At 68.3% G+C, this 25,655-nt stretch carries 27 protein-coding genes and 1 riboswitch; of the genes, 17 read left to right on the plus strand and 10 right to left on the minus strand.

Annotation, left to right across the window (positions count from 1 at the left end; all coding sequences use genetic code 11):
- Positions 1–31: 31 nt before the first annotated feature.
- Genes CJ177_RS39640 through CJ177_RS39650 form a run of 3 tightly spaced genes read right to left on the minus strand, consistent with a single transcriptional unit; the run spans position 32 to position 2,898 of the window.
- Positions 32–1,456 carry an NAD(P)(+) transhydrogenase (Re/Si-specific) subunit beta gene (locus CJ177_RS39640; protein WP_095870277.1) on the minus strand — a complete coding sequence of 475 codons (1,425 nt, stop codon included), beginning with the start codon at positions 1,454–1,456 and terminating at the stop codon, positions 32–34.
- Entirely contained in the window at positions 1,456–1,785 is a 330-nt protein-coding gene (locus tag CJ177_RS39645; protein ID WP_095870278.1) for an NAD(P) transhydrogenase subunit alpha, read from the minus strand. Before CJ177_RS39645 ends, CJ177_RS39640 begins: the two co-directional genes overlap by 1 nt.
- A complete protein-coding gene (locus CJ177_RS39650) occupies positions 1,786–2,898 on the minus strand; it encodes a Re/Si-specific NAD(P)(+) transhydrogenase subunit alpha (RefSeq protein ID WP_007300560.1) in 1,113 nt (370 codons plus the stop codon).
- A gap of 269 nt (positions 2,899–3,167) precedes the next feature.
- On the opposite strand from CJ177_RS39650, the gene CJ177_RS39655 reads away from it, so the two are divergent.
- Together CJ177_RS39655 and CJ177_RS47730 are read left to right on the plus strand one after the other, a co-directional pair.
- Positions 3,168–3,569, plus strand: a complete 402-nt coding sequence (locus tag CJ177_RS39655) for a DUF488 domain-containing protein (RefSeq protein WP_005252800.1) — start codon at positions 3,168–3,170, stop codon at positions 3,567–3,569.
- Positions 3,566–3,730 carry a hypothetical protein gene (locus CJ177_RS47730; RefSeq protein WP_179443397.1) on the plus strand — a complete coding sequence of 55 codons (165 nt, stop codon included), beginning with the start codon at positions 3,566–3,568 and terminating at the stop codon, positions 3,728–3,730. The genes CJ177_RS39655 and CJ177_RS47730 overlap by 4 nt, the downstream gene beginning before the upstream one ends.
- A 10-nt stretch (positions 3,731–3,740) precedes the next feature.
- Here CJ177_RS47730 and CJ177_RS39660 read toward each other — a convergent pair whose 3' ends face one another.
- Positions 3,741–5,282, minus strand: coding sequence for an AMP-binding protein (locus CJ177_RS39660; RefSeq protein WP_095870279.1), 1,542 nt, complete (start codon positions 5,280–5,282; stop codon positions 3,741–3,743).
- A gap of 167 nt (positions 5,283–5,449) precedes the next feature.
- Here CJ177_RS39660 and CJ177_RS39665 point away from each other — a divergent pair, with 167 nt between their 5' ends.
- Positions 5,450–6,268 (plus strand): maleylpyruvate isomerase family mycothiol-dependent enzyme, encoded by an 819-nt coding sequence (locus CJ177_RS39665; RefSeq protein WP_005252795.1) that lies wholly within the window; start codon positions 5,450–5,452, stop codon positions 6,266–6,268.
- Positions 6,269–6,273: 5 nt separating this feature from the next.
- On the plus strand, positions 6,274–6,957 hold the full coding sequence (locus tag CJ177_RS39670) for a Type 1 glutamine amidotransferase-like domain-containing protein (protein WP_095870280.1): 684 nt from the start codon (positions 6,274–6,276) through the stop codon (positions 6,955–6,957).
- Between the two features lie 29 nt (positions 6,958–6,986).
- Here the strand turns inward: CJ177_RS39670 and CJ177_RS39675 are convergent, their stop codons facing one another.
- Complete coding sequence (locus CJ177_RS39675) at positions 6,987–7,316, minus strand: hypothetical protein (protein WP_005252793.1); 330 nt, start codon at positions 7,314–7,316, stop codon at positions 6,987–6,989.
- A gap of 513 nt (positions 7,317–7,829) precedes the next feature.
- Here CJ177_RS39675 and CJ177_RS39680 point away from each other — a divergent pair.
- The 6 genes from CJ177_RS39680 (at position 7,830) to CJ177_RS39705 (ending at position 13,218) form a co-directional block, all read left to right on the plus strand.
- Complete coding sequence (locus CJ177_RS39680) at positions 7,830–9,203, plus strand: FAD-binding oxidoreductase (RefSeq protein WP_095870281.1); 1,374 nt, start codon at positions 7,830–7,832, stop codon at positions 9,201–9,203.
- Positions 9,204–9,386: 183 nt separating this feature from the next.
- Positions 9,387–10,502: a DUF4185 domain-containing protein gene (locus tag CJ177_RS39685; protein WP_043943812.1), complete on the plus strand. Its 1,116-nt coding sequence runs from the start codon at positions 9,387–9,389 to the stop codon at positions 10,500–10,502.
- A 65-nt stretch (positions 10,503–10,567) separates the two neighbouring features.
- Complete coding sequence (locus CJ177_RS39690; protein WP_005252788.1) at positions 10,568–10,843, plus strand: GNAT family N-acetyltransferase; 276 nt, start codon at positions 10,568–10,570, stop codon at positions 10,841–10,843.
- Positions 10,827–11,369 (plus strand): DUF3558 domain-containing protein, encoded by a 543-nt coding sequence (locus CJ177_RS39695; protein ID WP_095870282.1) that lies wholly within the window; start codon positions 10,827–10,829, stop codon positions 11,367–11,369. The genes CJ177_RS39690 and CJ177_RS39695 overlap by 17 nt, the downstream gene beginning before the upstream one ends.
- On the plus strand, positions 11,366–11,893 hold the full coding sequence (locus CJ177_RS39700) for a DUF3558 domain-containing protein (RefSeq protein WP_061044484.1): 528 nt from the start codon (positions 11,366–11,368) through the stop codon (positions 11,891–11,893). The genes CJ177_RS39695 and CJ177_RS39700 overlap by 4 nt, the downstream gene beginning before the upstream one ends.
- A gap of 83 nt (positions 11,894–11,976) precedes the next feature.
- Positions 11,977–13,218, plus strand: a complete 1,242-nt coding sequence (locus tag CJ177_RS39705) for an MFS transporter (RefSeq protein ID WP_005252784.1) — start codon at positions 11,977–11,979, stop codon at positions 13,216–13,218.
- Here the strand turns inward: CJ177_RS39705 and CJ177_RS39710 are convergent.
- Positions 13,211–14,764 (minus strand): carboxylesterase/lipase family protein, encoded by a 1,554-nt coding sequence (locus CJ177_RS39710; protein WP_095870283.1) that lies wholly within the window; start codon positions 14,762–14,764, stop codon positions 13,211–13,213. The genes CJ177_RS39705 and CJ177_RS39710 overlap by 8 nt on opposite strands.
- 112 nt (positions 14,765–14,876) lie before the next feature.
- Between CJ177_RS39710 and CJ177_RS39715 the strand changes: the two genes are divergently transcribed.
- From CJ177_RS39715 to CJ177_RS39735, 5 genes are all read left to right on the plus strand, one after another.
- Positions 14,877–15,554, plus strand: a complete 678-nt coding sequence (locus tag CJ177_RS39715) for an NUDIX domain-containing protein (RefSeq protein ID WP_095870284.1) — start codon at positions 14,877–14,879, stop codon at positions 15,552–15,554.
- 57 nt (positions 15,555–15,611) lie between these two features.
- A riboswitch (TPP riboswitch) is annotated at positions 15,612–15,707 on the plus strand.
- Positions 15,701–16,423 carry a TenA family protein gene (locus tag CJ177_RS39720; RefSeq protein ID WP_005252780.1) on the plus strand — a complete coding sequence of 241 codons (723 nt, stop codon included), beginning with the start codon at positions 15,701–15,703 and terminating at the stop codon, positions 16,421–16,423. (Overlaps the previous riboswitch by 7 nt.)
- Positions 16,408–17,448, plus strand: a complete 1,041-nt coding sequence (locus CJ177_RS39725) for an ABC transporter substrate-binding protein (protein ID WP_005254141.1) — start codon at positions 16,408–16,410, stop codon at positions 17,446–17,448. The genes CJ177_RS39720 and CJ177_RS39725 overlap by 16 nt, the downstream gene beginning before the upstream one ends.
- Positions 17,426–18,247 carry an ABC transporter permease gene (locus CJ177_RS39730; RefSeq protein ID WP_005252777.1) on the plus strand — a complete coding sequence of 274 codons (822 nt, stop codon included), beginning with the start codon at positions 17,426–17,428 and terminating at the stop codon, positions 18,245–18,247. The genes CJ177_RS39725 and CJ177_RS39730 overlap by 23 nt, the downstream gene beginning before the upstream one ends.
- On the plus strand, positions 18,240–19,052 hold the full coding sequence (locus CJ177_RS39735; protein WP_005252775.1) for an ABC transporter ATP-binding protein: 813 nt from the start codon (positions 18,240–18,242) through the stop codon (positions 19,050–19,052). Before CJ177_RS39730 ends, CJ177_RS39735 begins: the two co-directional genes overlap by 8 nt.
- A gap of 13 nt (positions 19,053–19,065) precedes the next feature.
- On the opposite strand, the gene CJ177_RS39740 is transcribed toward CJ177_RS39735, so the two are convergent.
- Positions 19,066–20,427 carry a wax ester/triacylglycerol synthase family O-acyltransferase gene (locus CJ177_RS39740; RefSeq protein WP_095870408.1) on the minus strand — a complete coding sequence of 454 codons (1,362 nt, stop codon included), beginning with the start codon at positions 20,425–20,427 and terminating at the stop codon, positions 19,066–19,068.
- A gap of 178 nt (positions 20,428–20,605) precedes the next feature.
- On the opposite strand from CJ177_RS39740, the gene CJ177_RS39745 reads away from it, so the two are divergent.
- Positions 20,606–21,595: an alpha/beta hydrolase gene (locus tag CJ177_RS39745; RefSeq protein ID WP_095870285.1), complete on the plus strand. Its 990-nt coding sequence runs from the start codon at positions 20,606–20,608 to the stop codon at positions 21,593–21,595.
- 21 nt (positions 21,596–21,616) lie between these two features.
- Here the strand turns inward: CJ177_RS39745 and CJ177_RS39750 are convergent, their stop codons facing one another.
- Both CJ177_RS39750 and CJ177_RS39755 read right to left on the minus strand, forming a co-directional pair.
- Positions 21,617–21,949 (minus strand): ferredoxin family protein, encoded by a 333-nt coding sequence (locus CJ177_RS39750; protein WP_005252771.1) that lies wholly within the window; start codon positions 21,947–21,949, stop codon positions 21,617–21,619.
- On the minus strand, positions 21,946–23,523 hold the full coding sequence (locus tag CJ177_RS39755; protein ID WP_095870287.1) for an FAD-binding protein: 1,578 nt from the start codon (positions 23,521–23,523) through the stop codon (positions 21,946–21,948). Before CJ177_RS39755 ends, CJ177_RS39750 begins: the two co-directional genes overlap by 4 nt.
- A 289-nt stretch (positions 23,524–23,812) precedes the next feature.
- Between CJ177_RS39755 and CJ177_RS39760 the strand changes: the two genes are divergently transcribed.
- Positions 23,813–24,370 carry a hypothetical protein gene (locus tag CJ177_RS39760; RefSeq protein WP_061699165.1) on the plus strand — a complete coding sequence of 186 codons (558 nt, stop codon included), beginning with the start codon at positions 23,813–23,815 and terminating at the stop codon, positions 24,368–24,370.
- A gap of 6 nt (positions 24,371–24,376) precedes the next feature.
- Here the strand turns inward: CJ177_RS39760 and CJ177_RS39765 are convergent, their stop codons facing one another.
- Positions 24,377–25,588 (minus strand): MFS transporter, encoded by a 1,212-nt coding sequence (locus CJ177_RS39765; RefSeq protein WP_095870288.1) that lies wholly within the window; start codon positions 25,586–25,588, stop codon positions 24,377–24,379.
- Between the last annotated feature and the right edge of the window lie 67 nt (positions 25,589–25,655).

Genomic DNA, 25,655 nt, shown 5'->3' on the forward strand with positions numbered 1-25,655 from the left:
CACTCGCTAACCACGCACGGGCCCGGAGGGCCTACAGTGCCTTGAGTTCCTCGGTGACCTCGGCGACCGACTTCTTCGCATCCCCGAACAGCATCGAGGTGGTGTCGGCGAAGAACAACGGGTTGTCGATGCCGGCGAACCCGGAATTCATCGACCGCTTCAGCACGATCACCGACTTCGACTGATCCACGTTCAGGATGGGCATCCCGTGGATCGGCGACGACGGATCGTTGCGGGCCGCCGGGTTGGTGACATCGTTCGCCCCGATCACCAGGGTGACATCGGTGCGGGCGAACTCGTCGTTGATGTCGTCCATTTCCTTCATCGCGTCGTACTCGACGTCGGCCTCGGCCAGGAGCACGTTCATGTGCCCGGGCATCCGGCCCGCGACCGGGTGGATGGCGTACTTGACCTCCACCCCCTTCGACTCGAGCAGCTTGGCCATGTCCTTGACCGCGTGCTGGGCCTGCGCCACCGCCAACCCGTACCCGGGAACCACGATCACCTGATTGGCGTACGCCATCTGGATCGCCGCATCCGCCGCCGAGGTGGACTTCGCCGTCTTCACGGCCGTGTCCCCGACCGCCGCCGCACCGCCACCGCCGCCGAACCCGCCGGCCACGATCGCCGGGATGGACCGGTTCATCGCCTTCGCCATCAGGTTGGTCAGGATCGAACCCGACGCCCCGACGATCATCCCGGCCACGATCATCGCCTGATTATTGAGTGCCAGACCGGCGGCCGCCGCGGACAGACCGGTGAGCGCGTTGAGCAGGGAGATGACGACGGGCATGTCGGCGCCGCCGATCGGCAGCACCACCATCAACCCGAGCACCGCCGCCAGCACCAGCACACCCACGATCCACCACTGGCTGGTGGGGCCGGCCGGGTCGATGGCCTTGACCCCGATGGCCACCGCCAACGCGACGGCCCCGATCAGCAGCACCGCATTGAGCGGCTGCTGCAGTTTCCCGATGCCGATCGGGCGGCCGGGCAGGGTTTCCTGCAGCTTGAGGAACGCGATCACCGAACCCCAGAAGGAGATCGACCCGATGATCGCCGCGAACAGCGACGCGATGACGATGTGCACCGTCGGCGACTCACCATGGGCGAAGGCGGTGAACCCGTCCGAGTCCAGGAACTCCGCGTAGGCGATCAGGGCGACGGTGCCGCCGCCGACCCCGTTGAACAACGCCACCAGCTGCGGCATCGCGGTCATCTTCGTCCGCAACGCCGGCGGCACCCCGAGGACCACACCGATGACCAGGCCGGTGACGATCAGCACCCAGTTGGAGGTGCCGCGGATCGCGATCAGGGTGGCGACGACGGCGACGACCATGCCGGCGGCGGCGATCTGGTTGCCGCGGACCGCGGTCTTCGGGCCGGTCAGGCCCATCAGACCGTAGATGAACATCGAGAACGCCACGATGTACAGCACGTTGACGAGGTATTCCATTACCGGTCCCCACCCTTCTCAGCAGCAACAGCGGTGGGGGTGGGCTTGGACTTGAACATCGCCAACATCCGGTCGGTGACCACGAAACCACCGACCACGTTGATCGTTCCGAACACCAGGGCCACGAACAGGATCACCTGCAACCCCCACGGCGGGTTCTCGACCTTGCCCAACACCACCAGCGCACCGAGCACGACGATGCCGTGGATGGCGTTGGTGCCCGACATCAACGGGGTGTGCAACGTGTTCGGGACCTTCGAGATCACCGCGAACCCCACGAACCCGGACAACACCAGGATCGCGATGTTCGCCAACAATTCGGTATACATCTAGGACACACCCTCCTCACGGGTGACGCAGGACGCGGCGAGGACCTCGTCCGAGAAATCGGGGGCCAGCGCCCCGTCGACGAGCATCAACTCGAGCAGCGCGGAGATGTTCTTCGAATACAGCTCCGACGCGTGCTCGGGCATGGTGGCGGGCAGGTTCAGCGGCGAGCAGATCGTCACCCCGTGCTTGACCACGGTCTGCCCGGGTTCGGTGAGCTCGCAGTTACCGCCGGTCTCGCCGGCCAGGTCGACCACCACGGAGCCGGGCTTCATGCCCTCCACCGCGGCCGCGGTCACCAACCGGGGCGCCGGACGGCCCGGCACCAGCGCGGTGGTAATGACCACGTCGAAGCCCTTGATCGCGTCCTCGAGCGCCTGCTGCTGCTGCGCCCGCTCCGCCTCGGTCAGCTCGCGGGCGTAGCCGCCCTCACCGGCGGCGTCGATCCCGAGATCGAGCCACTGGGCACCGACCGAGCGGACCTGGTCGGCGACCTCGGGGCGTACGTCGTAGCCGGTGGCCCGGCCCCCGAGACGCTTCGCCGTGGCCAGGGCCTGCAGGCCGGCGACCCCGACACCGAGCACCAGCACCGTCGCCGGCTTGACCGTGCCGGCGGCGGTGGTGAGCATCGGGAAGAACCGGGTCGACTCCGACGCCGCGAGCAGCACCGACTTGTAGCCGGACACGTTCGCCTGCGACGACAGCGCGTCCATCACCTGGGCGCGGGAGATCCGCGGGATCGCCTCCACCGCGAACGCCTGCACCCCGGCAGACTTCAGCGCGGCGACCTGATTGTCCTGGTTGCGGGGGGCGAGGAACCCGATCAGGGTCTGCCCGGCATGCAACCGGCCCACTTCCTCGTCCGACGGCGGCGCGACCTTCACGACCACGTCGGCCGACCACGGGTCGGCGATCTTCGCCCCCACCTCGGTGTACAACTCGTCCGGGATCAGCGCGCCCAAACCGGCACCCGACTCGACCACCACGTCGACGCCCTTGGCGATCAACGACGCCACGATCTTCGGCACCAACGCCACCCGACGCTCACCGTCGTTCGACTCCCGAACGACGCCGACCGTCGGGCGCGCAGTGGACGCGCTCTGCGATGTATCCATGTATCGACTTCCTGCGGTAGATGGTGTGTGTGCCGCGACGAGCGGCGATCAACCGATGATGAGCGGAAATATTTCCCCCGACTCGACTGAGTTAGCTGATAGTAGCCAGAGAAAGCGTGACGTAGGGAACAGAGAAGTCCGTGGGTAGGCGTCTGAATCGAGTCCGAACAGTCGTTCTCACAGATGTTTCTGCTCGTTTGTGAACCCGGTCACAGGGTGTTTGGTCGTAGTCTGACGGTAGACAGCCGCACGGAAGCGGAGGTTCGGCCATGAGCACACCGAAGGAACGGAGCGCGGAGGACGTCACCGCGGATCCACCGGTCGTCGTCGAGCGGGTCTACGACCATCCGACCGAGGGCGACGGACTCCGACTGTTCGTGGACCGGCTCTGGCCGCGGGGGCTCCGCAAGGACGCGTTCCATTTCGACGACTGGGCCAAGGACCTCGCGCCGTCGACGGAGCTGCGTCACTGGTACTCGCACGACGTCGCCGCGTTCAGCGAGTTCCGGGAGCGGTACGTCCACGAGCTCGACTCGCCGAGCGGACGGAAGGCTGTCGCGCGGGTGCAGGAACTCGCGCAGGGGCGGCCGATCGTTCTCCTGACCGCGACGAAGGACGTCAGTCACAGTCACGCCGAGGTGCTCGCCGAATACATGCTGGAACGGTTGTGACCACCCACCCCGACGACGCCGCGCCCGTCACCGAACCGGACGACGACCTCGGCGGAGATCCCGTCTGCTGGCTCGACCGCGTGTGCCCCGACTGCGGGTTGTTCCTCACCGATCACACCGCGAGCACCTGCCCGCGCTGCGGTTCGGCGCGGGACAGGTGAGGTCGGGAATTCAGCCGGCGTTCAGGTACCGGGCGCGAAGTTTGTGCTTGACGAGTTTGCCCGTGGGGGTGCGCGGCAGGTCGTCGGAGAAGTCGATGCTGCGCGGCGCCTTGAAGTGACTCACCCGCTCGCGGACGTAGTCGAGTAACTCGCGGGCGACGGCATCCGACGGTTCCACCCCTTCGACGAGTTGCACGACCGCTTTGACCTGTTCGCCCATCTCCTCGTCGGGCACGCCGATCACCGCGACATCGAACACCTTGGGATGCATGGTGAGAACGTTCTCCGACTCCTGCGGGTAGATGTTCACCCCACCCGAGATGATCATGAACGCGGCGCGGTCGGTGAGATAGAGGAAGCGGTCGGAGTCGATGTACCCGATGTCGCCGCTCGTGGTCCAGGTCGGATGGTCGGGGTGCGTCGCGGATTCGGTCTTGGCCGGGTCGTTGTGATACTCGAACGGCCGTTCCTCCCTCTCCCAGTAGACGGTTCCGATGTCACCGACGGGTACGTCCGCACCGTTGTCGTCGCAGATGTGCACGATGCCCATGACCCCGTCGCGGCCCACCGATCCCGGCTTGGCAAGGGCCTGGGCGCTGTCGATGAACGTGGCACCGGCACCCTCCGTGGACGCGTAGTACTCGTGGATCACCGGGCCCCACCACTCGATCATCGAGCGTTTCACGTCGGGCGGGCACGGCGCCGCCGCGTGAATGGCCACCTTCAGACTCGACACGTCGAATTTGTCGCGAACGTCCTTCGGCAGCTTGAGCATCCGGACGAACATCGTCGGCACCCACTGGCTGTGGGTCACCCGGTACTCCTCGATGAGCCGCAGCGATTCCTCGGCGTCGAAGCGGTCCATCAGGACGATCGTGCCGCCGACGGAGGTGATGGTGCCGCAGAAGCGGAGCGGCGCAGCGTGATACAGGGGTGCGGGACACAGATACACGGTGTCGGAATCGAATCCGTACATCGGGGCGAACACCGCGGTGTACGGATCCATCGTGGCGTCCACTTCGCCCTCGGGCAGAGCGGGCTTGATCCCTTTGGGCCTGCCGGTGGTGCCCGACGAGTACAGCATGTCCTGCCCGCGGGGCTGCGAATCGAGCGGTTCGGCCGACTGCGCCGCCACGGCGTCGTCGTAGCTGTCGAATCCGTCGAGCTCGCCGCCGTACACGAGACGGTGCCGGACGCGGGGAAGCTGATTCGGGTCGCGCGGCACGGCGCCGCCCGCGTCGGCGGACACGATGAGCACCTCGGCTCCGCAGTCGTCCACGACGTAACCGGCTTCCTCCGGGGTGAGGTGCCAGTTCACCACGGTGATGTACAGCCCGGATCGCAGCGCCGCCCAGTACACCTCGAGGACCCGGAGATCGTTGCTCGAGACGAGCGCCAGGTGATCGCCGACCTTCAGGCCGAGCGAGCGCAGGTGCCGTGCGAGGCGGGTGGACCGCTCGTCCAGCTCCCGGTAGGTCAGCCGCTCCCCCGTGGAGGGACGAATGACAGCGGGCTTGTCCGGGGTGGTCGCCACGAAGTTTCCAGGGAACATCCGCACTCCTTTTGTTAATGGAGATTCTCACCATCGGTCTACCACACCGAACCCGGGACGGGGAGGCCTTCGACGCCGTCACCGGCGCATTCGTCCGCCCGCGGCGAAAACGCTCGGACGCTCCGGCGGGAGGTCCTAGAGTTGAGGCAAAAGGAGGCGTACCACCCGTGAATGCCCTGCAGAAGGAACCGATCCTCGACGCATTGTTCGAGGAATGGGACGTACTCGACGAGGTGCTGTCCTCGTTGTCCGGCGACGCGTGGTTCACGCCCACCTCATTGCCCGGGTGGACCGTCCACGATGTGACCGCGCATCTCATCGGCACCGAGTCGCTGCTTGCCGGAATCTCCGCACCGCACACCAGCATCGACGTCCGCGGCCTCGCGCACGTGCGCAACGAGATCGGGGCGTTCAACGAAGAGTGGGTCGAGGGACTCCGGGGGTGCTCCGGGCCCGAGATGCTCGAGCGTTTCCGGGCGATCGTGGCCCGCAGGCGGTCGGAGCTGAGCGAGATGACCGACGAGGCATTCGAGGCCGAGACCACCACACCGGTCGGTCCGGCGCCCTACCTCCGGTTCATGCGGATCCGCGTGTTCGACTGCTGGATGCACGAGCTCGACCTGCGCGACGCCCTCGCGCTGCCCGGCAACGAGGGCGGCCTGCGCGGGGAGACCGCGTTCGAGGAGATCGCGGGCGCTGTCGCGTTCCTCGTCGGCAAGCGCGGCAAGGCCCCGGACGGGTCGAGGATCACCCTGGAGCTGACGGGACCGCTCGCGCGCAACATTCACATCGCCGTCGACGGCAGAGCCGCGGTGGTCGACGAACTACCGTCCGAGGCCACCACGACCGTGACCCTCGACTCCCGGCTCTTCACCCGGTTGGCGGGCGGCCGGACGACGGCGGCGGATCACCGCGACGAGATCGCGTTGAGCGGCGACACCGCCGTGGGCAAGAGGATCGTCGACAACCTCGCGTTCACCATCTGACCGCGGTGCGCCTGTTCCTGTCCTCGTATCGGTTCGGTGCGGATCCCGCGCCCCTGCTGTCGCTCGTCGGCCGTCCGGGGCGTGTGGGGGTGATCGCCGCGGCTGCGGACGCGTGGCCGCGGACGGCGCGGACGTCCGCGGTCGTGAGTGACGTGATGCCGCTGACGCGGCTGGGCTTCACCCCGGAGGAGGTGGATCTGCGCGACTACATCGGCAGCGACGGGCACGCGCGGTCCGCCGCGCTGAAGGAGCGGCTGGAGGGGTTCGGCATGCTGTGGGTGCGCGGCGGGAACACGTTCGTGTTGCGCGCGCAGATGGCCCGGAGCGGGGCGGACCGGGTGATCCCGGAATTACTGCTGAGCGATTCGCTGGTGTACGCCGGCTACAGCGCGGGGGCGTGTGTGATGACTCCGACGCTGCACGGTCTCGACTCCTCCGATGACCCGGCGGAGGTGGTCGCAACCTGCGGCATGGAGCCGCTCTGGGAGGGCCTGGGCGTGGTGGGCTTCGCGATCGTGCCGCATCACCCGCCTGCGGAGCTTCCAGGGGCCGAAGACGCCGTGCCCTTGGAGGACGCGGCCGCCGTTCGGCGCACTGTCAACGCTTTGAGGCTCGCCGGCATCGAGTACCGCACCTTGACGGACGATCAGGCGATCGTCGTGAACGGAGATCGAACCGAACTCGTGTGACGACGGCGAGCCCTGCGGCGGGAAGGCCTTCAGCCGAAGACTGCGACCGGCACGGCCGGAGCGAACGGGGCGACGCGGTCGAGTGCGGCCCAGGTGACCTCGCAGCGCTTGGCGGTGACTTCGTCCGCGTCGGCGAGGAGCGTGTTCAGGAGGGTCTTCGGGTTCAGGCGCCATTCCTGCACCATGGACCGAACTTCCTCGTTGGTGAACAACCCCGAACCGGCCAGTGCGAAGATCCATTCGTCGAACTCGCCACGGTGGATCTGTTCGATGGAATCGTAGTCGATGCCACCGTCGAGGAACTCGTACGAGAACATCGCGGAGATGTAGCTGCTGGGATCTCGGTGGAGTGCATTCATCGGTGCGGGTCCTTCCAGGGTCGGTGCGGCAAAACCCGGCCCCAACCGTGTTCTAGCTCACATTTCGTGAGAATCTCCGTTTGGGTGTAACGCCTCGCCGGTGTTTGACGATGCAAGACGCTAACCCGTAGAAGTGAGTTTTTGCATTGCCTGGTCGATACGATCCGGTAACAGAGTGACGAATGTGACCTGTGTTACACCCGATTCGTCCGGTTCCACGCGGTTCAGGGGACGCCCCTACCTGCATTTTCTCCCCCGGACCCGGTTGCATACCCCATCGCCGGGACCCCGGAAAAAATTCACCCCCCTGATCCCACATCGTGAGACTCCTACGCGTAAGTAACTAACAGATGGACTATTGGGGTCTCACTTCCAGGCCGAACGTCCAGGTTGGAGCGATATCCGAACAAACGGGTCGGAATCGGTTCAGTTGGACGTCTGACCAATTCGAGGACACCCGCGGCCCGCTGGGTTACCGTCGGGGCCTCCGACACCCGCATTTCAGGAGTCACGATGACGGTCACCGACGACGCACTCGCGACGCTCGCCGCCGCGCTCCCCCAGGGATGCCTCGTCACCGATCCCGACATCCTGGTCTCCTACCGCCAGGACTGGGCGCGCGATCCCGACGCCGTCCTCCCGTTCGCCGTCGCCCGTCCGACGACCACCGAGGAAGTCCAGGTGGTGATGCGCTGGGCGACCGAGCACCGGGTACCGGTGATCCCGCGCGGTGCGGGATCCGGGCTCAGCGGCGGCGCCACCGCCGTGGCGGGCTGCGTGGTGGTCAGCACCGAGCGAATGCGCCGGATCGAGGTGGACCCGGTGACGCGGATCGCCGTCGTCGAACCGGGACTGCTCAATGCGGAGGTCAAGGCCGCGGCCGCCGAGCAGGGGCTCTGGTATCCACCGGATCCGTCGTCGTTCGAGATGTGCTCGATCGGCGGCAACGTCGCGACCAACGCCGGTGGCCTGTGCTGCGTCAAGTACGGCGTCACCACCGACTACGTCCTCGCACTGCGCGTCGTCCTCGCGGACGGGACGGACGTGCGCCTGGGCGGGCCGCGACTGAAGGACGTGGCCGGCCTGTCGCTGACCAAGCTGTTCGTCGGGAGCGAGGGAACCCTCGGCATCGTCACGGAGGCGACGCTGAGACTGATCCCGGCCCAGCCGCCGTCGAGCACCCTCGTCGCATCGTTCGCCTCCGTCCAGGCCGCCGCCGACACCGTCCTGGCCATCACCCGCACGCTGCGGCCGTCGATGCTCGAATTCATGGACCGCACCTCCATCGGCGCCGTCGAGGACGCGCTGAAGATGGGCCTGGACCGGACGGCGGCGGCGATGCTCATCGCCCGCTCGGACGCGCCCGGTGCGATTGCGGCCGAAGAGATTTCCGTGATGGCGGACGCCTGCACGGTGAACGGCGCATCCGAGGTCTTCACCACCGACGACCCAGACGAGGGCGAAGCCTTCGCCGCGGCAAGACGATTCGCCATCCCCGCGGTCGAGAGGCTCGGCAGCCTGCTCCTCGAGGACGTCGGGGTCCCGCTCCCGAAACTGCCTGCGCTGGTGGAGGGAATCGCGGCGATCTCCCGCGAGCGTGACGTGATGGTCGCGGTGATCGCGCACGCCGGCGACGGAAACACGCACCCGCTCATCGTGTTCGACCCCGAGGATGCCGCGATGGCCGAGCGTGCTCACCTCGCCTTCGGCGAGATCATGGACCTCGCAATCTCTCTCGGCGGCACGATCACCGGCGAGCACGGCGTCGGCCGGCTGAAGAAGGCCTGGCTGCCCGACCAGTTGGGCGAGGACGTCATGGAATTGACGCAGCGGATCAAGAACGCACTGGACCCGCTGGGGATCCTCAACCCCGGAGCGATCCTGTAGCTACGCGGGGCCGGGTGCGATACCCAATGGTTACCCTAGGGGCTGGTGTGACAGGTGAGGTATTGCTAGCGTGACCGGACCCGACTCGATTCGTCGCAGAGAGGTGCGCTCGTGACCAGACTCCGCCGTGTCGCCTCCCTGGCGATGCCCGCCTTACTCGCTTCTACCTGCACGTTTTTCACGATGACGCCCCCTGTTGCGACGGCGGCCCCGTGCCTGGGAACCGGCAGCCTCGGCTCGAGCGGCTCGAACCAGGGCATCAACCCCATTCCCTGGCTCAACGGAAGCGACGGCCGCCTTCCCGAGCTACGTGGCAAAACTCAGGCTATCGCGCACATCACCGGGCCGCGCAGCTCCAACGACACTATCGGCAGGTTCCGGGTGCTCGGCACCGACCTCGGCATCATGTGGGACAACGGCGGAGGTGAGATCCTCACCGCATTCGGTGACACCGTCGGACTGAGCGACAACCCGCTGTGCGGTCTGGTCGGCGACTGGCGCAGCAACATCCTGTTGCGCAGCTCCGACAAGGACCTCACCGACGGGATGGGCATCGACAATTCCCCGATCGATACCCCGAACCATTCCAAGGAGATCATCCAGAGCAAGAAGATCCCGGGTGTGGAGCAGACCGTCATCCCCACCACCGGCATCTCGGTCGGCGAGGGTCCCGGCGCGACGCAGTACATCAACTACATGTCCGTGCGGAGCTGGGGCGCCCCTGGCGAGTGGGACACCAACGCGTCCGGCATCGCGTACTCCGTGGACAACGGCGAGAACTGGGTCACCGACCCTCTTACGCTGCGGCCCAACGTGCCCGGCACGGGCGCCGAGAACTTCCAGATGGGCTCGTACGTCAAGCACGACGGATTCGTCTACGCGTTCGGCACGCCGTCGGGTCGTTCCGGCGACGCCCGGTTGTCGCGGGTGAAGGAAGCGGACATCCGGAACCTCACGCTGTACGAGTACTGGGACGGCAAGGCGTGGGTGAAGGCCAACGCCACCGTCGCCGCACCGGTCATCCCCGGACCCGTCAGCGAGTTGTCGGTGCAGTTCAACCAGTACCTCGGTCAGTTCGTGGCGATGTACACCGACGCCGGCAATTCGGTGGTCATGCGCCGGTCCGACCACCTCGAATCCGGCTGGAGCGAACCCGAGGTGCTCGTGAGCAGCCGGGACGTGCCCGAGTTGTACGGCGCCTACATGCACCCGTGGTCGCAGGGATCCGATCTGTATTTCCTGGCCACCACCTGGTCGGACTACAACGTCATGCTGCTGCGCACCAACCTCGCGGACTGACGGTAATCTGCGAGTGACAGCGTGCGCGGGACAGCGCGCACGCCACACGAGCAGAGGAGCGGTCTGTGGCGGCCACGGTGGAGCACGACGTGTCGGAATCCCGGTTCGAGATCTACCTCGACGGCCAGTTGGCCGGATACGCCGACTATTTCGAGCGGAACGGTGCCCGCGACTTCCACCACACCGTGACGTACCCCCAGTTCCGTGGTCAGGGTCTGGCCGCGGAAGTGGTGAAGGCCGCCCTCGACGACACGAAGGCCAGCGGGCTCACCGTGATTCCGTCGTGCTCGTACGTCGAGAAGTACATCGCCGAGAATCCGAGCTATGCGGAGCTCGTCTGATCCGGTCCGCATGACCGTCCGCGCGACACGTGTGGTCGCCGCGGCGGTCGTACTGGCCGGTTGCGGTTCCGGCGACCGTTCCGAGACCGCTCCGGCGGCGTCGGCGCCGACGACGTCGGTGTCCGCGCAGCCCGGCGCGTTCGTGGGGGAATGCGGCTCGCTGACCGACGCCGAGGTGTACGAGCGGGCCGGGATCACCGGGCTCGCCCCGGTGTCGCGCAACGGCATCAAGTGCCGGTGGGAAGCGGACGGCGGCGAACGGTACGTGATGTTCACGTGGTACCGCGGTAGCCCCATCGACCGGGAACGGTCGGTGGCCAAGGGCATCGGTCACGAGGTCCACGACCTCGAGATCGCCGGGCACCGCGGGTTCTCCTCGCAGAACGTCGGGTTCTGCGAGGTCGCGCTGGGCACGGGTTCCGACTTCGTGCACTGGCTGGTTCGCTACGGCACGGGCACCGCACCCTCCGATCCGTGCGCGGCCCCGACCGCGCTCGGCCGGCTGACGTTGGAGAAGGTCAAGTGAGCGCCGGCCGCCGACTCGCCGCGGCGGTGGCGTCCGCGGTGGTGCTCGCCGGCTGCGGCACCTCCGTCACCGGCAGTCCCCTGCCCGAGGGCGCGGCCGCCTCCGAAGACGGCGGTTCACCGCAGTTCGACAAACTCCTCCGCGAGTGCGACGCCGTCCCCAACGACAAGATCGCGGAGACCCTCCACGGCGCCGGCATCGACCAGTACTTCTTCGGCGCGGTGTGCATGTGGACGGTGTCGTCCGCCGCCGGATCGATCGACGTCACGTTCGGCTGGTTCGAGAACAACTCGCTGCAACGGGAGCGGAGTGTGGCGGACCAGCTGGGCTATCAGGTGGAAACCACGTCGATCGCGGGCACGTCGGCGTTCAGCGCCCGGCGTCCGGGTGATTCGGCGACATGCGGGATCACCGCCGCCTACTCCGGCGTCATCACGTGGTGGGTGCAGCAGCGGTCGGGCACCGGCGATCCGTGCGACGGAGCGCGGACCCTCGCCGAACTGACCCTGCAACGCAACCAGTAGCGGCCGAAATTCGCTCGCGGTGGCCACGACCTCGCTGTTAGCGTCGAAGGACCACCGATCGAGCCGACCAGAGGACCCTTGCCGTGACCGCCACCGAGACGGCTGTGACTCGCCGGTTCGGGCCCCTGATCCTCCTGAACCTCGCGACGCTGTTCTCGTCCACGGGTAACGGTATCGCGATCGTCGTGCTGCCCTGGCTCGTGCTCGAGAGGACCGGTCGCGCGTCCGACGCCGCGATCGTCGCGGGCGCGGCCACCCTCCCGCTGCTGTTGTCGAGCCTGTTCGCGGGCACGTTCGTCGACCTGTTCGGACGTCGCCGCACGTCGATGATCTCCGACTGCCTGTCTGCCCTGTCCGTGGCGGCCATCCCGGTGATCGCCAACACGACAGGCCTCACCGTGACGGTGATCGCCGTCCTCGCCGCGATCGGCGCCGCATTCGATCCGGCCGGGATCGCGGCGAGGGAGTCGATGCTGCCCGCCGCCACGAAGTCGGCGGGGTGGTCCCTCGACCGGATGAACAGCCTCTACGAGGCCAACTACAACATGGCGTACCTCGTCGGGCCCGGCATCGGCGGTGTCCTCATCGCGACGGTGGGTGCGGTGAACACGTTGTGGGTGACCGCCGTCGGCTTCGTGCTGTCCGTGGTGACCATCGCGTTCCTGCGACTGGAGAACGCCGGCAGACCCGACACGTCCACGCGCCCGACATCCATCTGGCACGGCACGCTCGAGGGACTGAAGTTCGTGTGGCACAACCGGCTCCTGCGCACGATCGCTCTGGTGGACATGGCGGTGGTCGCGCTGTACATGCCCGTCGAATCGGTGGTGTTCCCGGTGTACTTCACCGAACTCGACAAGCCCGCGCAACTGGGTTCGGTGCTGATGGCGCTCAGTATCGGCGGCGTGGTGGGCGCCCTCGCGTACGGACCGCTCGCGCCGTTCGTGTCGCGCAGGACGCTGATGGTGGTGGCGGTGACGGTGCTGGGCGCGGCCATGGTCGCGATGGCGTTCCTGCCGCCGCTGTGGGCGATTCTGGCGCTGGCCCTCCTCCAGGGTCTCGTGTTCGGTCCGGTCGGCCCGATCGCCAACTACGCCATGCAGACTCGCAGTCCGGAGCACATGCGCGGTCGGGTCACCGGCGTCATGACGTCCACCGCGTACGCCGCGGGGCCGCTGGGCTACCTGCTGGCCGGTCCCATCCTCGACAAGTGGGGAATCCAGCCGACGTTCTTCGTGCTCGCGATCCCGGTCCTGATCATCGGGCTGGCCTGCTTCGCGCTGCCCGTCCTGAAGGAACTCGACGACAAGGTGCCCGTCAGTTGAACCCCATGACGTCGTTGCCCCAGGCGATCCGCATCTCGTGGTCCGGGTCCTTCACGAGGGTGTCCGCGCCGTCGATCAGCAACGTCGAGCGGTTCTCCTCGTCGTAGGGGGCCCAGTGCTTGGACCCGTCCAGCGCGGCGGGGACACCGTGCCGCGCGAATGCGAGCCACCGGCGCTGGATCCGGCCCGACACCTCGAGCGCCGTCTTCCGGCCGCCGAGCCAGAACGTCGGGTCGATGTTGAGGGTGTCGAAATTGCCGAAGACGTACGGGAGTTCGGTGGCGTGGCCGGCCCCGATCCGTGCGGCCTTGAGCATCGGCGTGGCCTGATCGAACCGGTACATCCACGTCGGTGAGTGCCGGCTGTGGGCGTCGGCCACCCACAGGGCGGGCATCCGGAACGCGGCGTCCCGCGACATCGCGAGCGCGCCCTTCGCTTTTCCGCGGTCCGGGTACGCCGACAGGATGTCGGCGAGGCGGGCGGCGGGCAGTTCGGGGTGATCGGTCGCGATCGCCCTCAACATCTCCTGCACCGAATCCGAAGTGACCGGCAGCAGAGGAGATTTCATGAACTTGAAGATCGACGACTCGTCCTTGTTGGAACCGATGATGAGGGGAATGCGGTGGGAATAGCCCTTCTGGAACGCGGCCACCGGGTAACGGGGCAGGAAGTCGCGGTCCACCACGGGCGCCATGGCGAGTGTGCCCGGGATCCTCGTCGGCACCTCGTTGACGAGAGTGTCGCTGGCCTCGATCACCGTGCGGTACGGAAGGTGCAGCAGTGTGTCGATCTGCCTGGGTTCCAACTCGAGGATGTCGAGGAACTGTTTCGCGACGGTGGCCGCCCGCTCGCTCCCGTAGACCGACGTGGCGGGCGGACTCTGGGCGATCGCGCGGTGGAACAGCCCCTCCGCACTCGGACACGTCATCAGCGTGGTGACCGACCCGGCTCCGGACGACTCGCCGAACACCGTCACCTCGTCCGGGTCACCGCCGAACGATGCGATGTTGTCGCGCACCCATTCGAGGGCCGCGACCTGGTCACGCAGCCCGCAGTTGGTCTCGAACACCCGCTCGGCCGTCGAGAACGACGACAGGTCGAGGAAGCCGAGCGCTCCCACCCGGTAGTTGAACGAGACCAGCACGACGTCGCCGAGGGTGGACAGGATGCGACCGTTGTAGATGCCCTGGGCTGCGGTTCCCAGGCAGTAGGCACCGCCGTGGATCCACACCATCACCGGCCGCGGAGTGCCGTCGGGCCTAGGGGCCCAGACGTTGACAGACAGGCAGTCCTCGTCCATCTCGAGTCCCGCATCGATGGGGACGGCGGTGCCGTGCCCCTGCGGCGCCATCGGGCCGAAGTCGACGCAGTCGCGCACACCCTCCCACGGTGCGGGCGGGACCGGCGCGCGAAACCGCAGGTCGCCGACGGGCGCCGCGGCGAACGGAATGCCCTTCCACGCGTAGACGTCGCCCTCGGGGTAGCCACGCACCTCGCCGTCCCGGGCACGGACGACGAGCGTGTCGCCGGACTTGTCGACCTCCACGGACGAATCTCCTCACGCAGCACGTACCGGGAATCTCTCGCCAAACTACCAACGATGAGCAGGCAGGACCGATCGAACGCGATATAGATCAACCGTGCGCTAACATTCCTGCGTGGCCGCATGGACCGATTCCGACGGCAGGAGCCTCCTCGACTATCCGCGCCCCTCCGTGGCGGTCGACGTCGCCGTCCTCACCGTCGAGGGAACGGAACTGAAAGTACTTGCGGTTCCACGTCGTTCGGGCAGTCTCGCACTCCCCGGCACCTTCCTCCACGAGGGTGAACGACTGCAGGACGCCGCCGAGCGGTGCCTGCGCATCGAGGCCGCCCTGACGGGCACCGAATTCCATCAGCTGGCGATGCTCGACGATCCCGGCCGCGACGATCGCGGGTGGGTGCTGTCGATGACGCACGGCGCCGCGCTGCCCCGCACGGCGCTCCCCCGCGACACGATGTTGATCACCGTCGACGACGACTGGGTGACGCAGGATCTGGCGTTCGACCACGCGGACGTCGTCGCCCTCGCCGTCGGCGACCTGCGAGAGCGGTACGCGCGGGCCGTCGACCCGTCCGGCCTGGCCGGCGACACGTTCACGGTGCTCGAACTCCGCCGGGTGTACGAGGTGGTGTTCGGACGCTCCCTGCCGAAGGACTCGTTCCGGCGGCACATGATGCCGGCCCTCGAGAACACCGGCGACATGGCCGTCGTCGGGACCGGCCGGCCCGCGGAGATCTACAGGCGCGGACCCGCGCCTCTCCCGCCGGCCGCGGCCGCGTTCCTCGCCGGCTGAGCCCCTCGACCGACCCGGGCCTTACCGCCCGCGGCACGGCCGGTGCTAGGGTCGGCTTGTTCTGACACGGGGTGCTCCGCACGGGCGGGGCTGAGAACACACCCGGGAACCTGCTCAGGTAATGCTGACGAAGGGATGTCAACGTTGTGAATAGCTCTGTCCAAGATGCTGCCGGCGCCGGCCAGCACGCCCGATTCACGGACCACTTGTGGGACCGGACCAAGGTGCTGCGCGAGGCGATCGACGAACTCGAGTTCCTGCGCCGCCTCGGCGACGGAACGCTGCCGCTGGACGTGTTCCGCACGTACATCGAGCAGGATTTCCTGTACCTGACCGGGTACGCGAAGGCCCTCTCGCTGGTCGCCGCGCACGCGCCGGGCCCGGTCGAGGCCGGGTTCTGGGCGGGCTCGGCCGCCGAGGCCGCCACGGTCGAGGCGACGCTGCACCAGAATCTGCTGACCAGCGGACGACTCCCCGAGTCGGACGTGGAGCCGCAGCATTCGCCGGCCTGCCTCGGGTACATCTCGTACCTGACGGCCGTCGCCGCCACCGAGCCGTACGCGGTGGCTGCGGCCGCGGTACTGCCGTGCTTCTGGATCTACGCCGACGTCGGGCACCGGCTCGCGGCGAGCGCCCGTGAGGTGCTCTCCGCCGACCCGTCGCACCCCTACGCACAGTGGGTGACCACCTACGACGCGGAGGAGTTCCACGCCGCCGTCGCGACGGCCCGCGAACTCGTGGACGCCGCGGCCGAGGCCTCGACCGATGCCCAGCGTGAGGCGATGGCGGAGGCGTTCGTGATCGCCAGCCGCTACGAACTCATGTTCTGGGACACCGCTCTCAACAAGCAGGAATGGCCGGCGTCGTGACACTCTTCTCTCGTACCAAGCGCGCTGCCACCGCAGCCGTCGTCCTGGTTTCCGCCCTGTCGCTGCTCACCGGTTGCGCCGGTGACTCGCAGTCCGGCGACACCATCCGGTTCGCACTCGACTGGACACCGAACACCAACCACACCGGTCTGTTCGTCGCCCAGCAGGAAGGCTGGTTCGCGGATGCCGGACTCGACGTGCAGGTGCTGCCCTACAACGACACCTCGCCCGACACCCTGGTCGACGCCGGCAACGCGGAGTTCGGGGTGAGCTTCCAGAGTTCTGCGACGTTCTCGAAGGCCGCGGGCGCGCAGACCACGTCGGTGATGGCTCCGCTGCAGCACTGGGCGACGGGCATCGCGGTGAAGGCGGATCGCGCCGACATCACCCGCCCCCGGGATCTGGACGGCAAGATCTACGCCGGGTTCGCGGACCCGGACGGCGAGGAGACGCTGAAGCAGATCATCCGGAACGACGGCGGCAAGGGCGAATTCACCACCGTCACGCTCGGCACCTCGGCGTACGAGGCCGTGTACTCCGGCACCGCCGACTTCACCGTCTCGTTCTTCGGCTGGGAGGGCATCGAGGCCGAGCACCAGGGCACCCCGATGCGCTACTTCCACTACACCGACTACGGCTTCCCGGATGCGTACGCGCTCGTCATCGAGGGCAACGAGCAATGGATGGCCGACCATCCCGAGCAGGCCCGCAAGTTCGTCCAGGCCCTGCAGCGCGGATACCAGTTCGCCGCCGACCGGCCGGACGAGGCCGCACAGATACTGATCGACGCCAACCCCGGCGCCTTCACGGACGAGTCCCTCGTGCGAGAGAGCCAGCAGATGCTGTCCTCCGAGTACATGAAGGACAGTTCCGGAAAGGTCGGGACACAGACGGCCGAGCAGTGGGCGGGTTACTCCGGTTTCCTGTTCAAGCACGGCCTGCTCACCGGCCCCGACGGGGCACCGCTGACCACGGAACCCGACTGGTCGACGTATTTCACCAATGAGTACCTCGCTCAGCCCTGACCCGAGTCTCCGCACCACGGCCCCGGGCACGTCCCCGCTGCTGCGGCGGGTGCTGCCCGCGGTCGTGGTCGTGGCACTGCTGGTCGTCGCATGGCAGGTGTACGTGACGGTCAGTGGTATCCGGCCGCAGGTGCTGCCGTCGCCGCTGCGGGTGATCCAACAGGGCTGGCGGGCGCGGGACGCCATCTCCGGTCACGCCTCCGCGACACTGCAGGTGACACTGATCGGGTTCGCCGTCTCCCTGCTCTTCGCGTGGGCCCTCGCCGTGCTCGTGGACTTCTCGCCGTGGCTGCGACGCGCGTTCGTTCCGCTGTTCGTCGTGTCGCAGACACTGCCGATCATCGCGATCGCGCCGCTGATGATCATCTGGTTCGGATTCGGTCTGCTGCCGAAGATTCTCGTGATCGCCCTCGCCACGTTCTTCCCGATGACGATCGGTCTGATCGAGGGCTTCGCCGCGGCCGACCGGGAGGCGGGCGCGTTGTTGCGCAGCATGGGCGCCTCACGGTGGCAGGAATTCCGCTACGTGCGGCTTCCGTCGGCGATCCCCCGGTTCTTCACCGCCCTGCGCATCGGCATCACGTACGCCGTGGTGGGTGCCGTGTTCGCCGAATACGTCGGGGCCACGTCCGGTCTCGGCATCTACATGGCGACGCAGAAGAACTCCTTCCGCACCGACCTCGTGCTAGCGGCGGTGCTCGTGACCGCCGTGATCAGCGTCAGCCTCTACCTGCTCACCTTCGCGGTCGAGCGCGTCGTCGCCCCGTGGATCAAGAACGAAAGGGCCCGGCATGAGTGAGACCGCGCGCGTCGCACTGTCCGGTCTGAGCAAGGGGTTCCCGGTCCGCGGCGGCATCCGGCCCGTCCTCGACGACGTCTCGTTCAGCGTCGAACCGGGTGAGTTCGTGTCGGTGATCGGCCCGAGCGGGTGCGGGAAGAGCACCGCGTTCTCCATGCTCGCCGGTCTCGACCAACCCGACGCCGGCACCGTCACGATCGGCGGCGAACCGGTGCGTCCCGCGGGGAGTGGCCCCGCGAAGTGCGCGTACATGCCGCAGAAGGATCTGCTGTTCCCGTGGCGCACCGTCCTCGACAACACCACCCTCGGACTCGAGGTGCAGGGCGTGCCCCGGAAGCAGGCGCGGGACAAGGCCCGGGAACTGTTCTCCGTGTTCGGTCTCGGCGGGTTCGAGGACGCTCGCCCCAGCCAACTGTCCGGCGGGATGCGACAGCGGGCCGCGATGCTGCGGACCGTCGTCCAGGACCGTCCGGTGCTGCTGCTCGACGAGCCGTTCGGCGCCCTGGATTCGTTGACCCGCACCGAGATGCAGACCTGGTTGCAGGACGTCTGGCAGCGCTACCGGTGGACCGTGCTGATGATCACCCACGACATCCGGGAGGCCGTCTACCTGTCGGACCGGGTGGTCGTGCTGTCCGCGCGGCCCGCCACCGTCCGGCGCGAGGTGACGGTGGGCCTGCCGCGTCCCCGCGAATTGTCGATGATGACGTCGCCCGAGTTCGCGGACGTCGAACACGAACTGCTCGGGGTGCTCCACGAGGAGTCGCGGCGGGCACTCGTCGAGCAGGAGTCGGCCCGGCGCTGAAATACCCGGCCGCTCAGAGCAATGCCGCCTCGAGTTCGCCCAGAGCCGTCTCGAGATAGAAGAGGATGCGTTGCAGGCTCGGCACCGAGCGGCGGCACCCGATGACACCGAAATCGAGGTTGCCGCCGTTGGTGGTGAGTGTGATGTTGAGCGCCTGCCCGTCCAGCACCACCGATGTCGGGTAGATGCCGTCCAGCCGGGACCCGTTCCAGTACATGGTCTTCCGCGGTCCCGGGACGTTGGAGATGATCACGTTGAACGGTGGCGGCGTGAAGCGGACGAACCCCGGCACGGGCGTCAGGGCGATCGGCGACATGTTGAACGCGGACCACGCCAGCGCCTGCATCGAGGTGAGGCTGCCGAACAGTTCCTTCCCCTGGCACATGGAGGCGGAGATCGCCGTCAGACGCTCGGCCGGGTCGTCGACGTCGGTCGCCAGGTTGCACAACGTGACCCCGACCGCGTTGCCGCCGGCGTCGGCCTTCTGCTCGTCGCGCAGGGACACCGGAACCATCGCGATCAGCGGCTCGTCCGGTAGCGCGTTCTGTTCCTCGAGGTAACCCCGCAACGCCCCGGCGCACATGGCCATCACGACGTCGTTGACACTGACCCCGGCTGCCTTCCGCACGGCGTGGACGCGTTCGAGCGGCCACGACTGCGCGGCGAACCGGCGCGCGCCCCCGATCGGGACGTTCAGCATGGTGCGAGGCGCCTCGTACGGAAACCTCATGTCGTGCTGCCCGATCGCGGTGCGGGCGATGCGCAGCGACGCCGGCGCGAGACCGGCCACCTCACCGACCGTGCGACGGACCCCGTTCACCACCGACCAGAGGTCGGGAGCGGGGGCGGCACCATTGGCCGACGCCCTGCGCGGCAGGTTCCACGGCGGCGGTGCGTCGCGCACGTCCGGGTCGGTCGACAGCGTCCGCATCAGCAGCCGCAAACCGGAGACCCCGTCCATCAGCGAATGGTGCAGCTTGGTGTAGATCGCGAACCGGCCGTCGCTGAGCCCCTCGATCAGATACATCTCCCACAGCGGGCGATGACGGTCCAGGAGCGTGCCGTGCAACCGGGACGTCAGCGTCAGCAGTTCCCGGACCCGGTACGGGGCCGGCAGGGCCGAATGACGCACGTGGTATTCGAGATCGACGTCCGACTCGTCGGCCCACCACAGATTCCCGAGACTGCCCACGGGGCCCGCTGGCTTCTTGCGGAAAGTGGGGTCGACGTCCGTGTGCTTCAGCAGAGTTTCGTGCATCGACTTCACGTAGTCGGGGCCGGCATCCTCCGGCGGTGTGAACAATTCGAGCGATCCCACGTGCATCGGATGCTCTCGCGATTCGCCGAGAAGGAATATCGAATCGGTAACCGGCATGATCCCCACCTGGACGTTCACCCCCGCTCGGTCACTATCCCATTACGACTTCCGCCTGGATGCTACGTCGGGCGTAGCGTCCGTGCGACCAACTTCGATGTAGACCGTACGGCGCAAAGAGGTGGAATACCTAAAGGCAGCACGTCGATGGGCACCGAGGCCGGAACGGAGGCAGGCAATGAGCACTGCGACTTACGAATTCTGCCCGTCACCCCTCCCGGTGACGCGGCGGGAGTTCGCCGGAACCAGCCTCCAGTCGACGGCCCTGGCCCACACACTCCGTCGCACGGTCCGGCCGTTCCTCGACGGGTGGGCGCGCTACCCCGAACTGCCGTGGCCCACGGGAGTCGTCGACCTGTTCGGGTACTCGCTCGGTCCCATCCGCGGAACCGTGCGCAGGCCCATCCGGCTGCCGCACTGCCGCGCCGAATGGATCCGGCCTCCGGGTGAGCTCGGCGACCGGGCCATCCTCTACCTCCATGGCGGGGCGTTCCTGTGCTGCGGGATCAACTCCCACCGCCAGATGGTGTCCCGGATCTCGGCGGAGTCGAAGGCGTCGACGCTGAACGTCGCGTACCGGATGATCCCGCGGAACCCCATCCGGGCGGCCGTCGAGGACGGCGTCGACGGGTACCGGTGGCTGCTCTCGCACGGGTACACCGCCGACCGCATCGTCATCGCCGGCGACTCGGCAGGCGGATTCCTGACGTTCATGGTGACCCTCGAAGCCCTGCGCCAGGGGTTGCCGCGTCCCGCCGCCGACGTCGCGCTGTCGCCGCTGACCGACCTCGACCCGGTGAACAAGCTGGCCCATCCCAACGCCGACCTCTGCGCTGTCTTCCCCAAACGCGCGGTCGGTGCCCTGTCCAGGCTGATCGAAAGACTGGACACCAGGGGCGGGCACGAGCCGTCCACGTCACCCGTGGACGGCTCCCTCGCCTCCATGCCGCCGGCGCTGATCCAGACCGGCTCGCAGGAAATGGTCTACGTCGACGCGGAACTGATGTCCGAGCGGCTGTCCCAGGCGGGCGTGCCGTGCGAACTGCAGGTGTGGGAACGGCAGGTGCACGTCTTCCAGGCCGCCGCCGGGCTGCTCCCCGAGGGCACCCGCGCCATCCGCGAGATCGGCCGGTTCATCCGCAGGGCCACACCCGTGAGTACTTCTTAACCGCCGGGCGTTGACAAATACTCACGGGGTGAAGAGGTGGTTCCGGTCGAGCGTGGAACCCGGCGTGCGACGACCACCCCATCCGATCACGGCGCGGTAGGCGCCCAGCGCCCCGGACTCCGCCAAACCCTCGGCGTCGGTGTGCGTCGAGTCCTCGGGAACCGGGGTGTCGAACGGCGCGACGTACAACGCGTCGGTCGGACAATTCGCCTCACACATGAAGCACGTCTGACAGTCCTCCTGGTGCGCGACGACGGGAACCCCGTCCGCGCCGCGGCGGAAGACGTCCGTCGGGCAGACCTTGATGCAGATGTCGCACTGCACGCAGCGGTCGGCGACGACGACCTCGATCACGACGCGGCCGTCCGGGCCTCGGCGGTGCCGCGTTCCGGCCGCACCCACACCTCGCCCAGCCCGCCCGACAGCAGTCGACGGGTCTGTGCCGGATCGGTGTCCGGCAGGTCGGTGCGCACGTGCATCCCCCGGGTCTCGGTCCGCGCCAGCGCGGAGTGCGTCGCCCACCGCGCGACGGCGAGCATCGCGGCGGCCGAACGCGCCTGCAGCAGCTCCCGTTCGGAGCCGCCGAGCAGATCGGCGGCACCCGACCACGCCTCGTCGAGCGCGGTCACGCTGTCCTGCAGGCTCGTCGCGCTGCGCCGGTAGCTGCGGCGCAGCGGCAGGGTGTGCTCCTGCACGAGTCCGACGATGGAGCGCGACGCCTGCCGGCGGGCCGACGGTCCGCGCAGTCCCGCCGCGCCCGCGCCGCGCACCCCGTCGGGGACGGGACGCTTCCGAGCGAACCGGGCTGCGCCCGCGCCGGCCCACGTCCCCGAGGAGATCGCCCACGCCCCGTTGTGGCTGCCGCCGCCGCTGCGGCCGCCGGTGACGAGTTCGCGGGTGGCAGCGTCGCCCGCCACAAACAGGCCGGGAACGTCACTGGCGCAGTCGGTGCCGGCGACCCGGATGCCTCCGGTTCCGCGCACCGTGCCCTCCAGCACGGCCCGCACGGGATACTTCTGCGTGAACGGGTCGATGCCCGCCTTGTCCAGCGGCAGAAAGTAATTCGGTTGCGACGTCCGCATGGCCGCGCGAATGTCGGGCCTGGCCCGGTCCAGTCGCGCGAACACGGGGCGGCCGGCGGCGAGGTGCGCCATCGCGGCGCCGCGTGCGGAGAAACCGCCGTCCCCGAGAGTCCGGCCATCCGCGTCGTAGTACGTGGCGAACTGCATCATCAAACCCTTGGTGTGCCCACTCCACGCCGGTGCCAGCGCGTAGGCCGTCGAAAATTCCATGCCCGAGAACGACGCCCCGACCTCGGCGGCCATCAGGAGTCCGTCGCCGGTGTCGACGTTCGTTCCGAAGCTTCCCGACAGGAATGCGCAGCCGCCGGTCGCCACGACCACTGCCCCGGCACGCACCGACCACGGGGCGTATCCGTTCTGCCGTTGCAGACCCGCGGCACCGGACACGATGCCGTCACCGGTGGTGAGCAGTTCCAGGGCGGGGCTGTGGTCGAGGATGGTGACCCCGGCGCGATGCACACGCCTGCGCATCCGGCGCATGTACTCCGGCCCCTGCAGGCTGGTACGCACCTCCCGGCCGTCGTCGCCGGACGGAAACCGGTAGCCGGCGCCCGCCAGCTCGTCCACCCGCTGGTGGGTCTCCTCGAGCACCCGGTACATCCAGGCCGGCTCGGACAGCCTGCCGCCGTCCTCGAAGCGGGCCTGCACCGACCGTTCGCGTGCAGGACCGGGCGGGACGTTCCACAGGTTGTTGCCGCCCGACGCGGTGGGGCCGCTGGTGCCGCAGTAGCCCTTGTCGGCGAGGACGACCCGCGCGCCCTCCCGGGCCGCCGCCAGTGCCGCCCACGTTCCGGCGGGTCCGGCGCCGAGGACGAGGACGTCGGCGTCGATCTCGAGCCGGCTCACGAAGCGAACAGCATCGCCGATGCGGCGACGGCCGCCCCGGTTCGTTCGGACAGCGGGCGGCGGAACAACCAGTCGAGCAGAGACATCGTTACCCCCGGTCGGAGCGGTATGGACACCGCTCGATCGTCGGCTGACCGGCTCGCCCGAACAAGAGTTCTCGTCAGCGTGCGCCGAACCCCGGCAACCATCCAGCGAACCCGCCCGGACGACTCGCCTTCCGGACACATGCGGCAGCAGGCGGCACCGCCCTCTATGGTGGACGCATTTGCACGCCGAGGACGGGTAGCACATGGACGACAGGACTGTAGCGATCGGGGCACTCGCGATTGCCACCGTGTCGGCGGTCTCCGGCCTGATGATCGGTGCCGCGGGCGGCGCGTTCGGCAACCGCGGGCCGGACGTCGTGCCGCCACCGCTGACGTCGGAGGGCCTGCAGGCCGCCGGGCCGTACAGCGCCGCACCGGCCACCTTCCAGGTGTTCGTCCCGCCGACCCCCACCTGGCAGATGGCCGACCTCACCACCCCGCGGGCCGTCACGCTCACGACCGAACCGGCGCCGGTGACCACCGCGCCGCCGCCCGCGCCTTCGACGACCCCCGCCCTGCCCCCGCCGCCACCCGTCAGGACCACGGTCGCGCCGCCTCCCCCGACGATCAGCCTGGCGCCGGTCACCACACCCGTCACCCGGCCTCCCGTCGTCACGACGACCGAGCAGACCGTGCCCCGGATCGCGGCCCCGCCGACGGCGGCACCCGCGGAGCCGACGCTGCCGCCGGTCACCACCACCACCACGACGACGCGTCCGGTGATCACCATCCCGCCCGTCACCACCAGACCGCGGGGCTGACGCCGCTCAGGCCCGTCTGCGCGCCACCAACTGGGCCACGGCCACCCCGGCCCCCAGCGCGGCGACCAGGCCACTGAAGACGATCCCGGCCGTGCGAAGGTCGGTGACGCGTGCGAGCACACCCACACCGACCGCGGGGACGGCCAGCATCACGTAGATCCCCGCGAAGAACGCCGAGGACACTCCGCCGCGGAACTGCTGTTCGACCCGTTCGACGGTGGTGGCGAGCGACGCATTGAGGCACAGGCCCCCGGCGACGCCGAGCACCACCGCGGACGCGAGCAGCGGCTCGAGGACGGTGTACGCCAGCGCGAGCGCCAGCAGCGCGGCGGCGGGGATCAACGCGAGGCACCCGACGAGCATCGCGGTGGCCGTCGACAGCCGACGGGCCAGGAGCTGCCCGACCGCCATGAACAGGAAGGTCAGGAACACGACGAGGCCGGCCTTCGTGTGGCTGGTCGACCCCAGATATTCCGTCAGGAACAACGCCGACACGGCGGTGAGCACGCCGGTCACCGCGAACGCTGTTCCGGCTGCGAGCACGACGGTGACGAACGCGCGGCGGATCGAGGAGGGAACCTGCAGTCGGCGGGGTCGGATCCGCCACGTCGGACTGGTGGCCGGTGCGACTGCGAAGATCCACAGCCCGGTGCCCGCCAGGACGGCGAGCACGAGGTTCACCACGTAGGGAATGGTCAGCGGACTCGATGTGACGTCGGCGATCACCCCTGCGCTGAGCGTGCCCAATCCGAGGCCGCCGGTGTTCACCGCGACCGCGAGCATTCCGCCGACCGCCTTGCGCTCGGGTGGGAACAGGTCGATCACCGCGGCGGTGCCCGTGCCGGTCATGAGACCCGCGGACAGTCCGGAGATCACGCGGGCCACCACGAACAGCGGAAGCGTCGACGGCAGCAGGAACAGCACGGCACTGACCGCGGCGAGGGCGACCGCGACGAACAGCACCGGGCGCCGACCGACGTCGTCGGACAGCCGCCCGAACAGGGCGAGCGCGACCACGACCCCGACCGCGTACACGGCGAACAGGATGGTGACGGTGAGGGCGCTGAACGCCAGTTCCTGCGCATAGATGGAGTAGAGCGGGGTGGGCAGTGTCGTTCCCATCATCGTGACGAGAAACGCGAACGACGTGGCCCCGACCGCGAGGACGGACGACCGCCGGGTGCGCGTTCCGGACAGTGCGGGCGAGAACGACGGCATGGACCCGAGCCTTTCCGAGATCGGGAGCGGTGACAAGTCATGTACAGGAGTCGGTAAGGTGGCTTCC

The sequence above is a fragment of the Rhodococcus sp. ACPA1 genome (assembly GCF_002300195.1).
GTDB lineage: Bacteria > Actinomycetota > Actinomycetes > Mycobacteriales > Mycobacteriaceae > Rhodococcus_F > Rhodococcus_F opacus.

What these genes read in the sequence shown, in the direction of transcription:
- CJ177_RS39760 (WP_061699165.1), top strand. Translation starts at nt 23,813, where the DNA reads ATGGACGACAGGACTGTAGCGATCGGGGCACTCGCGATTGCCACCGTG.
- CJ177_RS39645 (WP_095870278.1), bottom strand. Translation starts at nt 1,785, where the DNA reads ATGTATACCGAATTGTTGGCGAACATCGCGATCCTGGTGTTGTCCGGG.
- CJ177_RS39765 (WP_095870288.1), bottom strand. Translation starts at nt 25,588, where the DNA reads ATGCCGTCGTTCTCGCCCGCACTGTCCGGAACGCGCACCCGGCGGTCG.
- CJ177_RS39740 (WP_095870408.1), bottom strand. Translation starts at nt 20,427, where the DNA reads ATGCCGGTTACCGATTCGATATTCCTTCTCGGCGAATCGCGAGAGCAT.
- CJ177_RS39730 (WP_005252777.1), top strand. Translation starts at nt 17,426, where the DNA reads ATGAGTACCTCGCTCAGCCCTGACCCGAGTCTCCGCACCACGGCCCCG.
- CJ177_RS39685 (WP_043943812.1), top strand. Translation starts at nt 9,387, where the DNA reads ATGACGCCCCCTGTTGCGACGGCGGCCCCGTGCCTGGGAACCGGCAGC.
- CJ177_RS39680 (WP_095870281.1), top strand. Translation starts at nt 7,830, where the DNA reads ATGACGGTCACCGACGACGCACTCGCGACGCTCGCCGCCGCGCTCCCC.
- CJ177_RS39640 (WP_095870277.1), bottom strand. Translation starts at nt 1,456, where the DNA reads ATGGAATACCTCGTCAACGTGCTGTACATCGTGGCGTTCTCGATGTTC.
- CJ177_RS39695 (WP_095870282.1), top strand. Translation starts at nt 10,827, where the DNA reads ATGCGGAGCTCGTCTGATCCGGTCCGCATGACCGTCCGCGCGACACGT.
- CJ177_RS39725 (WP_005254141.1), top strand. Translation starts at nt 16,408, where the DNA reads ATGGCCGGCGTCGTGACACTCTTCTCTCGTACCAAGCGCGCTGCCACC.
- CJ177_RS39650 (WP_007300560.1), bottom strand. Translation starts at nt 2,898, where the DNA reads ATGGATACATCGCAGAGCGCGTCCACTGCGCGCCCGACGGTCGGCGTC.
- CJ177_RS39660 (WP_095870279.1), bottom strand. Translation starts at nt 5,282, where the DNA reads ATGTTCCCTGGAAACTTCGTGGCGACCACCCCGGACAAGCCCGCTGTC.
- CJ177_RS39745 (WP_095870285.1), top strand. Translation starts at nt 20,606, where the DNA reads ATGAGCACTGCGACTTACGAATTCTGCCCGTCACCCCTCCCGGTGACG.
- CJ177_RS39655 (WP_005252800.1), top strand. Translation starts at nt 3,168, where the DNA reads ATGAGCACACCGAAGGAACGGAGCGCGGAGGACGTCACCGCGGATCCA.
- CJ177_RS39735 (WP_005252775.1), top strand. Translation starts at nt 18,240, where the DNA reads ATGAGTGAGACCGCGCGCGTCGCACTGTCCGGTCTGAGCAAGGGGTTC.
- CJ177_RS39675 (WP_005252793.1), bottom strand. Translation starts at nt 7,316, where the DNA reads ATGAATGCACTCCACCGAGATCCCAGCAGCTACATCTCCGCGATGTTC.